We start from the raw sequence: 14,670 nt of genomic DNA, 5'->3' as shown, positions 1-14,670 counted from the left end.
GCTAGAACCTAGAACCTAGAACCTAGAACCTAGAACCTAGAACCTAGAACCTGATTATAACAGCATCTCTTTGACCGATGTGAGTGCGTCAATGAACTTGTCGATATCATCCTTGCTGGTATAGACACCGACCGACGCACGGCAACAACCTTTGATCTGCAGGCTCTGCATCAATGGCATGGCGCAATGGTGACCGCAACGAACTGCAATTCCCTGTTGATCTAATAGTATCCCAACATCCTGATGATGTTCATCTGCAAGATTAAATGCCACCGCACCGACATTATTCCTATGAGCACCATAAAGGGTGATATCACCCAACTGCTCGAGCCTGGCCTGTAAGTAACGGATTAATTCACTCTCCTGCCTACAGGTTTGGTCTCTGGGGAGTTCGTCGATAAAGGCAACGGCCTCACCCAGACCTATCACCTCGGCAATAGGCGGAGTTCCGGCTTCCAACCTGTTGGGCAGGATGTTGAACTCGGTTGCCTCAAAACTGACGGTTTTAATCATCTCACCACCTGTTATCAAGGGGGCGAGAGTATCTAATATCTCATAACGACCATAAAGCACGCCCAGCCCGGTTGGGCCATACATCTTATGGGCGGAAAATACATAGAAGTCACAATCTATCTCTTTTACGTCGACAGCAAGGTGAGCAATCGCCTGTGCACCGTCGACCAGAGTGAGGGCGCCGGCTTGTTTAGCGCGATTGACCAGGGAGTTAACCGGGTTGAGTGTTCCCAGAGCATTAGAGACATGGCTTAGTGCAACAATTGCCGGCTTTTCCTGCAGCAAGGCATCATAGGCCAGCTCATCCAGGCGGCAATCGTCAGTCAGAGGGATAGGCTTGACGATGGCACCGGTGCGGTTTGCTAACTGCTGCCAGGGAACGATATTGGCATGGTGAGCAGCGGTATCGATAAGAATCAGATCGCCCTTGTGAATCTGGTGGGTTAACCCAAAGGCCACCATGTTGATAGCTTCGGTGGTACCATGGGTGAAGATGACCTCTTCACGCCGCCCGGCGTTGATGAAGCGCCTCAGCGTGTCCCGAACGGCTTCATATTGGCTGGTGGCTCTTGATGACAGCTGGTGAGCGGCTCTGTGAACGTTTGCGTTATCCTTTTCGTAATATTGAGCCATGGCATCGAGGACCCGCTTAGGTTTCTGGCTGGTGGCAGCCGTGTCCAGATAGCATAGTGGATACCCCTCTAAGGTCTGCTCCAGAGTGGGAAATTGAGCGCGCAATTGGGTAAGGTCCATGGTTTAATCCGCAGGTATATAACAAAAAGAATAAGGCGTTGTGATCTTCGGAGATCTCAACGCCTATTGCAAGTGGCTTTTACCTTGTGCCCCCGGAGAGTCATTTTCCGGGGCTCCTGCTAAGAGAGCAGGGGATAGCTTTGGTGTAGTTGGCCGGTTAGGGCTATCTCCATTTTTAAGGGCAAGGTAGTCGGTATATCTGTGCCAGCTCATCGAGGCGGATAAGCAATTCGGGAGAGATACAGGTATTGATGCTGTCGATATTCTCCCTTAACTGTTCGATACTCGTAGCCCCTATGATATTAGAGGCGACAAATTTGCGTGAGTTAACGAACGCCAGCGCCATCTGAGCCGGGCTCATGTTGAACTCTCTGGCCAATTCGACATATGCCTTAGTGGCTTCCAGTGCCATCTGGCTACCGGTATAACGTGCAAAACGTTTAAACAGAGTCAGTCGAGCTCCCTCTGGCCACTGGTCATTGAGGTACTTACCACTGAGGGCGCCGAAGGCAAGAGGGGAGTACGCCAATAGTGGAACCTCTTCCCTGTGGCTTATCTCTGCCATGCCCACCTCATAGCTGCGGTTGAGCAGGTTATAGGGGTTTTGAACACTGATAACTCGCGGAAGATCGTGTTTCTCCGCCAACTGAAGGTACTTCATCAGGCCCCAGGGCGTTTCATTGGAGACACCGATATAGCGGATCTTGCCTGACTTGACCAGATCGGCCAAGGCCTCAAGCGTCTCTATGATAGGGGTCTGCTTCTCGTTATCATCGATCTGTTGATAGGAGAGCTCGCCGAAAAAGTTACAGTTCCTATCGGGCCAGTGAACCTGATACAGATCTATGGTGTCGATCTGCAGCCTCTCCAGCGAGGCATCGACCGCCTCGTGTATATTGCGCCAGTCCAGGGCCATATTTGGTCTGATATAGTCACTCTTACCACCGGGGGCCGATACCTTAGTCGCGATGACCAGATTATTACGGTTGCCGCTGCTCTTGAGGTAGTTACCTAATATGCGCTCTGTCTCACCCTGAGTCTCTGCCCTCGGAGGGACCGGATACATCTCTGCGGTGTCGATAAAGTTAATGCCTTCTCCTATGGCATAGTCGAGCTGGGAAAAAGCTTCCTGCTCGGTATTCTGCTCGCCCCAGGTCATGGTACCTAAGCAGAGTTTACTTACGTCAAGGCTGGAATGTGGGATACGTCTATATTCCATAAAATCTCCACTACTTTTTTGGCGCAAACTGCGCAACGAGAATCATTTGAGGCTAACAATGTTTTGCGGGAAAGACTAGATATATCAGATGACAGCTGCGATGAAGTGTTAGCAGCGCCCATTTACCAGACCCTAAGGCCTGGTCCTTATCGATAGCCCGAAGGGCGTTGTCTTAGCGATATCTGAGCATCTTAGTTTTTTGTTAACTTCAATAGCATAGGTATCTCACAAGCATCATGGCCGGTATTACCGAGGTGAGACTGCAGATGTTCGAAGCCGATTGATTCATAAAGCTTTACGGCTTCATTTAGACAGGCCGTAGTCTCTAAGTAGCAGGAGTGAAAATCATGTTCACGGGCGAACTCCAGTGCTTGGTAGGCCAGACGCCTAGCGACGCCTTTTCCACGCAGTTGCTGTGAAAAGTACATCTTCTGAAGTTCGCAAACTCCATCTTCGGCGGCGGACATACCTTCGGCTTCACCCTGACTGGTTTTAGCGTTTAGCGGGGCAATGCCACCACCGCCCACTACAACACCATCTAACTCAATTACCCAGTAACAGGCATTATCGGAACGATACTCCTGGCTGAGGGAGTCCAGAGTAGGATCTGAGACACCATATCCTTTATCCGGTGTGAGGCCATATTCGGCAGAGACTTCGCGAATGACCTCAGCCATCGCCTGGTCATCTTCGGGTCTTATCTCACGGATGATTAACCCTTGCTGGGCCTGGGCGCGGCATATAGCTTTATGATAGAGGGCTATCGCACTCTCTATCTGCCTCGTCTCTTCGCTGGAGAGTTGGGACAGGATCTCCCCGAAAATAATATTTTGCTGTTGATCCAACTTATTAAGTAACTTCTTTCCCTGAGGGGTCAGGTGAGCGAGTAAACTCCTGCTGTCTTTAGGGTTACTCCTGGTTTGAGCAAGCCCTTTATCCACTAAGTTAGTGATGGCACGACTGGCATTGGATTTATCGATATTAAGAATCCGAGCGAGTTGCTTAATCGGGATCGCCTGATGCCTGAGCTCGATCAATGCATGGGCTTGAACCGGTGACAGTGGCAGGTCGCCGCACGCCGAATTGAGCATGCCTAACTGTCTGACCAGGTGTCTGGACAAGGTTCTGAGGCCGGAACCTTGAACCTGTTCGGCCTTGTCTTTGCTAAAATTGTCACTCTTGCTATTTACCACAGCTACCCGACCCTCTTAATTAGTTGCGACTAACATCTAAATGTCTAACCTAGAGGGTAATGAGAAAGAATGCAAGTGTTTGCTGAGTCGATTTTCCCTCAAGGGAGTGAACGGGGGCAAAAGCATATAGCGACAGGCATGGTTTACGCTACATGCTTAACCTAGGGAGTTAGCACAAAAAAAGCAAGTCATACCTGTAGTGCTTTAGTCTTGATATAACTCAGGGTTTAGTAGTGGCGCCATGGCAAGAATAAGGGCTTGAGTGTAGATGCTTTCTCGGGTTGCGTGACCTTTAGTCAGTAGCCCGATTGCTCCGCCCTGTTGCTTAATATTCTTGGTATTGAATAATCTATCCATTACATCGCCAAGCTCTTCTCCTGCCTCTAATGCGTGATAGACGCTTGAGGGAAGGGGGAGCAGGGCGCTTCGACCGACAGAGATCTGTTTTGCCGTGGCTACGGCAATATAGGCAAACGTTGCCGGGCCATGTTCCAATTTATCAACCCCACCCTCCATGGCGACAAATAACTCTGCTTCCTGCTCTCCCGAGGCTGCCATTGATTGGCAATACCTGACCCGGTTGAGCGCTCCCAGTCGGGTTTCTCTCTCTGTCATTGGCTGATTGGCTACACCGGATGGAGCATGAGTCGCTATGCACTCAATATTTGACTCAGGGAATAGTTGACAGATGGCAACCTTGGCTGCGTTGATCTTTACCGGATTGGTCGAGCCAATTAAAACTCTTATTCTCTTCTGGCCGGAGAGCTCTTGCATGTTTATCTGTTTCCTGTTTTTCAGTTATCGTTTTGAGCCACAAAAGGGGCTAACAAAAAGGTGAGTTTAGTCGTAAATTCTCTTATGGATAAATATGTTACTCCCACTGACCGAAAGTGTCATCAACGGCGGTGTTTACTGTTTGAACATTTTCATATGAGAAAGAGCTAGTCAGATTATCTGCCCGGAACAGTTTATGTAGCAAAAGTGACTGTGATCTACTTCAGGTTTTGCTATCTGATTGCGGGGTGATCTCTCGAAACTCTTCGTTTCTGGGGGATCGCTCATAACTCGGGGTTAAATCTCTGATTCTCGAATATCATCGATAGGTAATATATGTGATTTCCATGTTAACCCCAGGTTCAATCAGGTTGCTGAAGTGGGTGCAATATGAAAATTTAGAACATAATAAATTAGACATTGATCCCAATATCAGCTTGTTCTGAAATTTGATTACAAAACCCGGCTCCAGATCAATTTTTCACGACTTTATATCTATATTCTGACCGCGAAATTTGCTCCTACTTCGAATGGAAATATTCATCTCGAAGTTACTGTTTATACCAAGAACACCAAAGGTGCCATTAGCACCTCAAAGGTAATATTTATGCAAGAAGAAGCGATTAATACCCAAGTACAAGAAGCTGGCCGTCAGGGTTGGACACGTCAGGATACAACTTGGATGTTGAGTCTATTTGGCACCGCGGTAGGTGCAGGTATTCTTTTCCTACCTATCAATGCCGGTATGGGAGGCTTTTGGCCACTGGTTATGATGGCGCTGATGATTGGTCCTATGACCTATCTGGCACACCGTGGTCTGTCTCGATTCGTCTGCTCTTCTCAGAAGCAAAGCAGCGATATTACTCATGTCGTAGAAGAGTACTTCGGTGTTGGAGCCGGTAAGGCGATAACCTTACTCTACTTCTTCGCTATCTACCCAATTGTTTTGATCTATGGAGTCGGTATAACCAATACCATAGATAGCTTTATCGTTAACCAGCTCGGTATGGCTTCACCACCACGTTGGATTTTATCGGGTCTGCTTATCTTAGGCATGATGTCTGTGATGGTTTCCGGTGAGAAGTTTATGTTGAAGGTGACTCAACTTCTGGTATATCCATTGGTTGCGATTCTGGCCTTTATGTCTCTGTATCTTATACCCAGCTGGAAGATGGATGCACTGACTCAGGTGCCTGCAGCCGGAGAGTTCTTAGGCACTGTCTGGTTAACTATTCCGGTACTCGTGTTTGCCTTTAACCATTCGCCGGCCATCTCTCAGTTTTCTGTTTCGCTCAAGCGTGAACATGGTAATAATGCGGCCAAGAAGGCCGATGTCATTCTACGTAACACCACTATGATGCTGGTTGGTTTCGTGATGCTGTTCGTTTTCTCTTGCGTGCTTTCTCTGAGCCCGGCTCAGCTTGCCGAGTCAAAAGAGCAGAACTTGGCGATTCTCTCCTATCTGGCTAACGTTCACGATAGTGGGTTCGTGAGCTATTTTGGTCCTATCATCGCGACTATTGCGATTCTCTCCTCATTCTTCGGCCACTACTTAGGTGCTGCAGAGGGACTGAAGGGGCTGGTGACTAAACAACTTGCCAGCAGTAAGAGAGAGGTTTCAGAACAGAAAGTCGATAAGTTCATTCTTGGTTTCATGTTCTTCACCATCTGGGGGGTTGCGGTCATTAACCCAAGCATTCTGGGCATGATTGAAGCGTTAGGTGGCCCAATCATCGCTGCGATCCTTTACCTGATGCCTATGTACGCTGTGTATAAGGTGCCGGCGCTGAAAGCCTATCGTGGCCGTATCAGTAACATCTTCGTTATCCTTGCTGGCCTGTTAGCCATGACGGCAATTCTATTTGGCATGTTGTCTTAACTTAAGTCATAAAGCATGCTTGTTATCGGGTCAGTACTACTCAAGTGCTGACCCTTTCCTGCTTTTTTAGAGGTTGTTTATTATGTTTAGCGCATTTGATATTTTTAAGATAGGTGTGGGTCCATCGAGCTCACACACTGTCGGGCCGATGAAGGCCGCTAAAGAGTTTGTCGATGAGTTACGTCAACGTGGTGAGCTGAAGCAGATCACCCGTGTGAGCGTCGATATCTATGGTTCACTATCCTTAACAGGTAAGGGACACCATACTGATACCGCTATCTTAATGGGCTTAGGTGGCAACCTTCCTGAGAGTGTCGATATCGAATTGATTCCTGAATTTATCCGTCAGGTAGAGCAGACTTCAACCTTGCCATTAGGCAAAGAGGCAATGAGTGTCGCATTTCCACAAGGCTCTGTAACTTTTCATGAACATGCCTTGCCGCTGCATGAAAATGGCATGTCGTTACATGCCTGGACAGACGACAGCTGTACATTCAGTAAAACCTACTACTCCACCGGTGGCGGCTTCATTGTCGATGAAGAGCATTTCGGGCTAACAGCGGCTAATGAAGTGATTGTTCCCTATCCGTTTGCCAATGCCGCCGAACTACTGGAGACATGTAAACGTGAAGGGATCAGCATCAGTGCTTTGATGATGGAAAATGAGAAGGTGCTTCGCAGTGAAGCGGCTATCTACGAAGCTTTTGGTGCAGTATGGGATACCATGAAGTCCGGCATCGAAAGAGGTTGTCAGACTGAAGGGGTGCTTGCCGGTCCATTAAGGGTGCCGCGTCGGGCGCCTGCACTATACCGTCAACTGGTTACGGGAGAGCGCCTCTCCTCCGATCCTATGGTGATCATCGACTGGGTGAATATGTTTGCTCTTGCGGTCAGTGAGGAAAATGCTGCCGGTGGTCGTGTTGTGACCTCTCCGACCAATGGCGCAGCGGGTATCATCCCGGCAGTAATGGCGTATTACGATAAGTTTATTCAGCCCATGGGTAAGCAGGAGTATACGCGTTTCTATCTTGCGGCTTCAGCAATTGGTTCACTCTACAAGCGTAACGCCTCCATCTCAGGAGCGGAAGTGGGATGTCAGGGAGAGGTCGGGGTTGCCTGCTCTATGGCTGCCGCCGGTTTGGCGGAGATCATGGGTGCTAACCCTTCTCAGGTCTGTATCGCGGCCGAGATCGGCATGGAGCACAACTTAGGCCTGACCTGTGATCCGGTTGCAGGTCAGGTGCAGGTACCTTGTATCGAGCGAAATGCAATTGCATCTGTTAAGGCGATTAACTCGTCTCGTATGGCGATGCGCCGTAACAGCGAGCCTACAGTGAGTCTGGATAAGGTGATAGAAACCATGTATGAGACAGGCAAGGATATGCATGTTAAGTATCGTGAAACCAGTCAGGGTGGTTTGGCGATAAAGGTCACCAGTATCTGTGCTTAAAAAATTCCCAGGTTCTAGCTCCTAGAGCCTGGGATCCTTTCCCTCGCTACTTCTCTTCGTACATCTGGTAGTAACTTTTTTCCATGCCCAGAGCCTGATATGTCTGTTGGGCCTTACTGTTTTCCTGTTCGACATAGAGCCTGAAGCTTGCGGCTCCGCCATTCTCCCCGGCGATATCCTTCACCGCCTGGTAGAGTTTTCCATAGATCCCCTGACGGCGGTTTTCAGGACGAATGTAAACGCTCTGGATCCAGTAATAGTCTTTGGCTCTCCAGTCACTCCATTCGAATGTCACCATGAGTGACCCAACAATCTCCCCCGCTATCTCCGCCACAAGGTAGAAACCTTTTTCTGGCTGGTTGAGCAGGGTGCTCACTCCTTTTTTCAGCAGGTCGCCGTCCAGTGCAAGGGCCTCTGTTTCCTGGGCCATGGCCTGGTTAAATTCAATTAATGGGGTAAGGTCTGACAGTTGACCCTTTCTTATTTTCATTATCGACTCCGTTTTTTAAACAACCTTATCATATCTGTTTCGGGCTGTTGAGCCTTAGGCTGTGTCTCCCTGTAGAGGGCTTAGGTTCATTTTTATTCGACTAAAGTCTAACTCTGCTAAACTTTTTAATAGGCAGGTAACAGTTGGAGATGCGTATGGCCACCATTCACCATAAATATCGCGTTCATCGCAACTTGTCCGCAAAGTCGGGAGTGAGTGTTCGTCATGGGCGACAGAGCAACAGCGTCAAGCCGGCACACAGCTCTGATATTGAGGGGCATAAAGTAGTTCACTTTGTGTTAACTCTGCTTACTTTTGGTCTCTGGGGGTTGGTCTGGTGGTGGTTAATATTAAAATCTGAAGGCAAAACCGAACAGCTATTTCGCGGATTCGATGATGCCTATTGGAGTTATTTAATTGAGAGGGAACAACCTCCGGCAGCACTGCACAAAATGAAATTTGATGACGAGTCCCGTAAGGGATATTTCGACGCCTGATGCTGGCATCACTTCAGATTTACAGTTTTGTTTTAAATTTATTATCAGTTAAGAATCAGGCTGTTTCTGGCTTGTTGCATACTCGCATCTTTGAGGAGCCCTTGCTCCGTTTTCCTTGCCTGGTCTGAGCTGCAAGCCCTTTTGGCTTGATATTGATCACTCATGTTTATCCTGACCTGTGATAAAGTATTCTTCGTTTTGGTTCTGTCCATATGCAGGCTTTTTACTCTCGTTAATCAGCTCGATGGCTCGCCTCATCACATTGATGTATTCAAAACTCTATCGCTCTCTATACTCAAGGTTGAAAAAAATGTCTGAACAAAAATCGTCGATCGTTGGCCGTGCATGGTCACGCTGGATGTCTGTGCCTCTTTGGCTTCAAATTCTTATTGGTATGCTATTAGGTATCGTGACCGGTGTTGGAGTGGGGGAGCAAGCAATCGCCCTAAAGCCGATAGGTACGCTTTTTGTTAATACCATTAAGATGCTGATTGTTCCGTTGGTGTTCTGCTCTCTTATCGTGGGAGTCACCTCTATGCAAGATACCGCTAAGATGGGACGGATTGGATTTAAATCTTTTCTGTTTTATCTGGGTACCACTTCTATAGCGATCACACTTGGCTTGGCGGTTGGGCACTTTATGCAGCCGGGTTCCGGTTTAGGCATGGAGGCGGATTCGAACCTGAGCGCGGTTAAAGAGGTTCCTTCGGTGATGGAGACCTTAATCAATATCGTACCTACCAACCCCATTGCAGCATTAGCGAGTGGCCAGATCTTACAGGTCATAGTGTTTGCTGTCGCTCTGGGTATCGCTCTGGTCTTGATCGGTGAGCATGGTAAGCCGGCCATTAAGGTATTTGAGAGTTTGGCCGAAGCCATGTATAAGCTGACCGACATGATCATGAAACTGGCCCCCTATGGGGTATTTGGTTTAATGGCTTGGGTCGCCGGTGAATATGGCGTGGATATGTTGATGCCACTAATCAAGGTCATCATTGCCGTCTATGTCGGTTGCTTTATCCATGTCGCGGGTTTCTACAGCCTGGTGCTGAGTGTATTCGCCAGATTAAATCCGGTGCAGTTCTTTAAAGGGATCAGTAATGCCTTGGCTGTGGCCTACACGACCTCCAGTTCGGCGGGGAGTCTGCCAGCCAGTATGAAGTGCGCCAGTGAGTCTCTGGGGATAAACAAGAAGATCTCCAGTTTTGTGCTCCCCTTGGGTACGACCATCAACATGGATGGCACGGCACTATACCAGGGTGTCACGGCCCTGTTTGTTGCACAGGCCTTTGGAATCGATCTGACCTGGGTTGACTATATCACTATCATCTTAACGGCTACACTGGCCTCCATTGGTACCGCCGGTGTACCGGGGGCGGGACTGGTGATGCTGACACTGGTGCTGACAACAGTTGGTCTGCCGCTCGAAGGGGTGGCGTTAATAGCCGGTATCGATAGGATTCTTGATATGGCTCGCACCGTTGTCAACGTATCCGGCGACTTAGTCGCCACAACAGTTATCGCCAAATCCGAAGGAGAGCTCAATGTCGATCACTATAATGCCGATATGCAGCAGAGCGTGCTGATTGCCGAGCAGTTATCTGTACAGGACGGGGAAGCGGTGAACAGAGGAGAGCTGGGGGGCGCCGAGCGGGTCTAGTCGCCGTTAACAATGTCAGATGATAAAAAACCGCCGAATGGCGGTTTTTTATTGCTATAGGTTAAACAGCTAGCGACGCTATCAGTGTTTAGTTAAGACAAGCTGAGTCTTCCCTTCAGCGTCTTTAAGAAGCAACTTCCCCTTTTTGAGTTCGCCGCTTGTGATTTCTGGCATTGCCATCATCACCCTCTGCTCTTGATCCATTAAGGCGTCGACACAGGCTTTCATAGTGCTGCCCGCCGGATTCAGTGTAATTTGTGCACCATCGACAGAGTACTGGCCAAAGAAGTTATTACAGCTGTTATTGCCAGTCAATTTACCATCCTGCTCAAAGGTGAGCTGTGCCGGGCTGTAATCGATAACGGGCTTTTCATTGATGACTTCGATATGCCAACTTCCCTGAAGGTCAATATCTTGTTGTTGAGTTTCTACGGTACTTTGGCATGCGGTTAAACCGAGCATCGCTGCGATAATCGCGTATGTTTTTATAGACATTGCTGAGATCCAAATTAATATTCAGCATATTGTGACAATATTAGTGCAATATAAAAAGCGATAACTTTTATTTGGGGAAAAAAGCGCAATGAAAATCTTAAAGATGATGCATTGGTTAGGTTTAATCATGTTTACCGCCGGAGTTTTCGCCTATCAGTTCACAGAGGTCACACAGACGATTAACGGAATGGTAATGGTATCGAGTTTGATCGGTTTAGGGGCCGTTTCCATGTCCCCCTTTCCCATTGTCATCTTCATACAATGGGCAAGGGCTCAGGACGGAGAGAGATGAGGCCCTATAGGGCTAATGGGAACTTTTTTGATATTCGAGTTTATTCATATTCAAGTTCTCTTTAGCTTTCTCCTGCATCGGTTCCAGGCTGATTTGTGTATCCGGTGTGAAGTAGCTTTGTCCGGAAACAAGTTTTAGGGTTGGATCTTCTTTGGCGATCTGCTTTTTCAATCTGGACACCAAAGCATCCAGGTTAGATTCATTATCGATAAAGCAGAGGATGATAAACTGACGATGACCCACTCTGGCCGAGACGTCCGCATCTCTGAGGTTATCGTGAATCACTCTGGCCAGCATCCTTACTCTCTGTCCTTCAGACACATCCTGCATTTCGTGACTATCGCTCATCATCTCTTCAATTAAGATGATCCCGGCATGAGAGCCAAAGCGCCGGCTGAGGCTGAGTTGTCTGGGGGCCATTAAGTTAAAGCCATAGGGGTTCAGCATGCAGGTCTGTTCATCCTGAACCGACAGCATCTTAACCTGTTGCATCAGAAAGACATGTTTTAGTTCAGCCTGGATCAGTGATTTTGCGGTTTCGGCGAGCGGGGCGAGTCGTTCGTGATATTTTGCCTGAACAGGATCACAGATCAAGATACAGCCGAAAAGCTCTCCGTCGGGCCAGAAAATTGGTCGGGATAATATCTGGCTGAATTGATCCAGTTCTGACCGGAATTCAGCTGCTGTCGATGTTGTTAAACCGTAGCCTTCATAGGCATTGAGCACGGCTAACAGCCCGCTGTCATCAAAGGTCTTGCCTCCATGGAGGCGAAGGTTCTGGCTTTGGCGGGCACAGACGACTTGAAAGCTGTTGTTGACCGCTTGAAGGATCAAACAAGCCCGGGATTGATAAAAGTTGCCTAATAACTCTACTTGTTGTTGCCACCTTGGCAGGCTAACAGCCGGATGATCTTGCTCCCTTAGCCAAAGAAGATGATGGTTACTTTGGGCTAACATAGGCTTTCTCACTTAATGATGTTTATCATGCTGATGGTTTTATTATCAAGTTCTTACCTCTGAACCACCGTCTTTCAGAACTATTGTTACTCTGGTGATGGTTAGTGTTAGCATACTGGGTTTTGAAGGTTATCTGAATGTAAACTTGCTATTTTTTTGAAAGCGGTTCAATTTCAACCACTCGTCGGATGAGTTGTGGCTGAAATTGAAGTCTGCGTATATTTTGTACGCCTGCTGTTCAGTGAGTAACCTGCTTACCGACTTCACTACTGTCGGCAGAGGTTTCGGGAGGGATGTTTGCTTCGGCCTGCTCCTGTTCGAGCCTTGCTCTCTCCGATTTCAGTCCCTGTTTAGACTCTTCAAGCATAGGGGCGAGTTTAACCGATGAGTCCGGAGTGAAATAGTTGCAGCTCGAGTCCACCTGGAGCTTATCATTTTGCTGATAGAGCAGCTTTTCAACCCGTTTACCTATATGGATAAGATCGCGCTCCGAGTCGACAAACACCAGAACGACAAATTGCGTCTCGCTGTAGTGCGCCGCTATGTCGGCGGTGCGAATCGTGTCCTGAATAATCGAGCCTAATAAGCGGTTATGTTTATCCTCTACCTGTTGGTGAGGGGAGGCCGAGTAGAGTTCAAAGAATATGATACCTGCAGAGGCGCCAAAACGACGGCCAAGGCTGAGTTGCCTCGGTGCCATCATGATAAAGCCGTACCGGTTCAACATGCCTGTCTCCCTGTCTCTCATCGACAGGGATTCGATACGCTGAGTCTGGCAGTAGAGGGTCAACTCCTGCTGCAATAAAATCTGGAATGGCTCAAGCATAAAGGCGTTGGTCTCATTGGAGGTTACTCTGGCGTTCAACACACATATGCAGCCGAAGTGAGTGCCATCGGGCCATAGAATCGGACGAGTCAGCATATTACTTGCTCCGGCAAACACATCCGGAAGTACTAAGTTTCTCTGGTTGGACAGGTCGATGTTTATCCCTTCCGGCAGGGAGTGGACTAAACGTTGGAAAATCTGTTCGTCGGGTTCGAAGAGTGTGCCTGTGGTTAACTGCCGATTCTGACAGATAGAGCTGACGATGACTTCAAAACCGCCGCCGGTTTCTTGAATAACAAAAACAACATCGGCCTCATAATAGCGTTTCATCAATTCACATTGGTGCATCCAGCGAACTAGATTTAGTTGGGTGTTATCACTCTCGAGTAAACTGATACTGGTATCTATGTTTTCAGGAAGCATGGGAACCTTGGCTAAGGTCTGTGTATATTGTGTTAAGTGTGGTATCCATATCGGATTTATGCAAACTATTGCAGAAGAAAGAGGGGGGGGGAAAGCGTTATAAATATGGGTCAGGACTGATATAATCAGTCTAATCTCAAAAAGTTTACATTATCAAATTTAGAGTAGCGTGATGAATATCAGATTAGCCCGCCCAGACGATCTCAAACAACTCCAGCGGCTTGAACAAACCTACCTTAACGATGAGCTGAGTAGCTCAGCGCAATCACAGGGATTAGATGGGCAAAGCTTTGGTTTTAAAGAGCTTGAGCGGCTTATTGCTGAGCACTGGATAGTCGTCGCCGAACAGGATAATAACGAAGGAGGAGAGATCGTCGGTTACGTTATTGCCGGTGGTTGGCATTTCTTCGAGTCATGGCCCGTGTATCGTAATATTTTGAGAAACATGGGGGATTTTAGTGTCAACGGCACAAAATTAACTAAATCAAACTCATGTCAATATGGACCAATCTGGATCAAGCAGTCATGTCGTGGTCAGGGGATCTTCGAAAAACTAGTTAATCATCTTAAGCTTCAGGTTCAACCCAGGTTTCAGTTTATGCTCACCTTTATCGCCGAAGATAATCTGGCATCCTTTACGGCGCATACAAATAAGGCCTCGATGCAGGTGTTGGACTTCTTTACTTTCGATGAAAGGGATTACTATCTGCTTGCCTTGGTAACGAAATAAATTGGAGTCGATCATGTCCGAGCAACTAACTCGTCTGCTTAGTCCATATACCGGCGTTAATCTGTCTGCATTTGATAGCGTTAAGTTAGTCGTATCCCTGATAACGGCTGAGGTCGAGCAAATATCAGCTAATGAAGGGGAGCCCCGTCCCGTCGCCTATGAAGCAAGGCGCGAAACAGATGGGGAATTACAGACATTTTATTGTGTGAAGTGGCAGGAGAGTTGGATCGATTGCGGTCGAACCAATGACTATGCTGCCAGCCCGGCTCTCTTCAGCCCCCAGGAGTGCGGCCTCGATATGTCATCACTGAGAGAACTCAATGTGCCGGTGTTGACCATGCAGCAGGTCTCCTTTATGTGTATGGAAAATGCGCACTTCGATCACTGCTGATGGTGCGTGTCATTGAGCCTGTACACCTTTATCAGTTGCTGAGCGGGGGAAGGGGCTGTCAGGTGGCGGGAAACTGTATACGGGGGGAGTTGGCTCTTCTGTTTTTTCTGCTTTAATACCACTCTCTT

Annotated in this window: 15 protein-coding genes; 7 read left to right on the top strand and 8 right to left on the bottom strand. The window is 48.0% G+C overall.

Annotation, left to right across the window (positions count from 1 at the left end; translation table 11 throughout):
- Window positions 1-54 precede the first annotated feature (54 nt).
- From Q1B47_RS16985 to yjjX, 4 genes are all read right to left on the bottom strand, one after another.
- Entirely contained in the window at window positions 55-1,266 is a 1,212-nt protein-coding gene (locus Q1B47_RS16985) for a cysteine desulfurase (protein ID WP_299796157.1), read from the bottom strand.
- Between the two features lie 175 nt (window positions 1,267-1,441).
- On the bottom strand, window positions 1,442-2,485 hold the full coding sequence (locus Q1B47_RS16980; RefSeq protein WP_299796154.1) for an NADP(H)-dependent aldo-keto reductase: 1,044 nt from the start codon (window positions 2,483-2,485) through the stop codon (window positions 1,442-1,444).
- A gap of 191 nt (window positions 2,486-2,676) precedes the next feature.
- A complete protein-coding gene (locus Q1B47_RS16975; protein WP_299796151.1) occupies window positions 2,677-3,678 on the bottom strand; it encodes a bifunctional helix-turn-helix transcriptional regulator/GNAT family N-acetyltransferase in 1,002 nt (333 codons plus the stop codon).
- A gap of 204 nt (window positions 3,679-3,882) precedes the next feature.
- A complete protein-coding gene (yjjX, locus tag Q1B47_RS16970; protein WP_299796148.1) occupies window positions 3,883-4,452 on the bottom strand; it encodes an inosine/xanthosine triphosphatase in 570 nt (189 codons plus the stop codon).
- A 607-nt stretch (window positions 4,453-5,059) separates the two neighbouring features.
- Between yjjX and Q1B47_RS16965 the strand changes: the two genes are divergently transcribed.
- On the top strand, window positions 5,060-6,331 hold the full coding sequence (locus Q1B47_RS16965) for an aromatic amino acid transport family protein (protein ID WP_299796146.1): 1,272 nt from the start codon (window positions 5,060-5,062) through the stop codon (window positions 6,329-6,331).
- Between the two features lie 82 nt (window positions 6,332-6,413).
- On the top strand, window positions 6,414-7,781 hold the full coding sequence (locus Q1B47_RS16960; RefSeq protein ID WP_299796143.1) for an L-serine ammonia-lyase: 1,368 nt from the start codon (window positions 6,414-6,416) through the stop codon (window positions 7,779-7,781).
- 46 nt (window positions 7,782-7,827) lie between these two features.
- On the opposite strand, the gene Q1B47_RS16955 is transcribed toward Q1B47_RS16960, so the two are convergent.
- Window positions 7,828-8,271, bottom strand: a complete 444-nt coding sequence (locus tag Q1B47_RS16955; protein WP_299796140.1) for an N-acetyltransferase — start codon at window positions 8,269-8,271, stop codon at window positions 7,828-7,830.
- A gap of 155 nt (window positions 8,272-8,426) precedes the next feature.
- Between Q1B47_RS16955 and Q1B47_RS16950 the strand changes: the two genes are divergently transcribed.
- Both Q1B47_RS16950 and Q1B47_RS16945 read left to right on the top strand, forming a co-directional pair.
- The gene (locus tag Q1B47_RS16950; protein ID WP_299796136.1) at window positions 8,427-8,768 is read left to right on the top strand and encodes a hypothetical protein; all 342 of its coding nucleotides are present in this window, start codon (window positions 8,427-8,429) and stop codon (window positions 8,766-8,768) included.
- A 310-nt stretch (window positions 8,769-9,078) separates the two neighbouring features.
- Window positions 9,079-10,428, top strand: coding sequence for a dicarboxylate/amino acid:cation symporter (locus Q1B47_RS16945; protein ID WP_299796133.1), 1,350 nt, complete (start codon window positions 9,079-9,081; stop codon window positions 10,426-10,428).
- Between the two features lie 81 nt (window positions 10,429-10,509).
- Here Q1B47_RS16945 and Q1B47_RS16940 read toward each other — a convergent pair whose 3' ends face one another.
- Window positions 10,510-10,923, bottom strand: coding sequence for an META domain-containing protein (locus tag Q1B47_RS16940; RefSeq protein ID WP_299796130.1), 414 nt, complete (start codon window positions 10,921-10,923; stop codon window positions 10,510-10,512).
- Window positions 10,924-11,011: 88 nt separating this feature from the next.
- Between Q1B47_RS16940 and Q1B47_RS16935 the strand changes: the two genes are divergently transcribed.
- Entirely contained in the window at window positions 11,012-11,215 is a 204-nt protein-coding gene (locus Q1B47_RS16935) for a hypothetical protein (RefSeq protein ID WP_299796127.1), read from the top strand.
- A gap of 12 nt (window positions 11,216-11,227) precedes the next feature.
- Here Q1B47_RS16935 and Q1B47_RS16930 read toward each other — a convergent pair whose 3' ends face one another.
- Complete coding sequence (locus tag Q1B47_RS16930) at window positions 11,228-12,172, bottom strand: GGDEF domain-containing protein (protein ID WP_299796125.1); 945 nt, start codon at window positions 12,170-12,172, stop codon at window positions 11,228-11,230.
- Between the two features lie 238 nt (window positions 12,173-12,410).
- Window positions 12,411-13,421: a GGDEF domain-containing protein gene (locus tag Q1B47_RS16925; protein WP_299796122.1), complete on the bottom strand. Its 1,011-nt coding sequence runs from the start codon at window positions 13,419-13,421 to the stop codon at window positions 12,411-12,413.
- A 172-nt stretch (window positions 13,422-13,593) separates the two neighbouring features.
- On the opposite strand from Q1B47_RS16925, the gene Q1B47_RS16920 reads away from it, so the two are divergent.
- Both Q1B47_RS16920 and Q1B47_RS16915 read left to right on the top strand, forming a co-directional pair.
- Window positions 13,594-14,151: a GNAT family N-acetyltransferase gene (locus tag Q1B47_RS16920; RefSeq protein ID WP_299796120.1), complete on the top strand. Its 558-nt coding sequence runs from the start codon at window positions 13,594-13,596 to the stop codon at window positions 14,149-14,151.
- A gap of 13 nt (window positions 14,152-14,164) precedes the next feature.
- Entirely contained in the window at window positions 14,165-14,542 is a 378-nt protein-coding gene (locus tag Q1B47_RS16915; RefSeq protein ID WP_299796117.1) for a hypothetical protein, read from the top strand.
- Window positions 14,543-14,670: the final 128 nt, after the last annotated feature.

The organism is uncultured Shewanella sp., from assembly GCF_947501225.1.
Lineage (GTDB): Bacteria > Pseudomonadota > Gammaproteobacteria > Enterobacterales > Shewanellaceae > Shewanella.
Note: the sequence above shows the minus strand (reverse complement) of the source record. Positions and strands in the feature narration are given on the sequence as shown.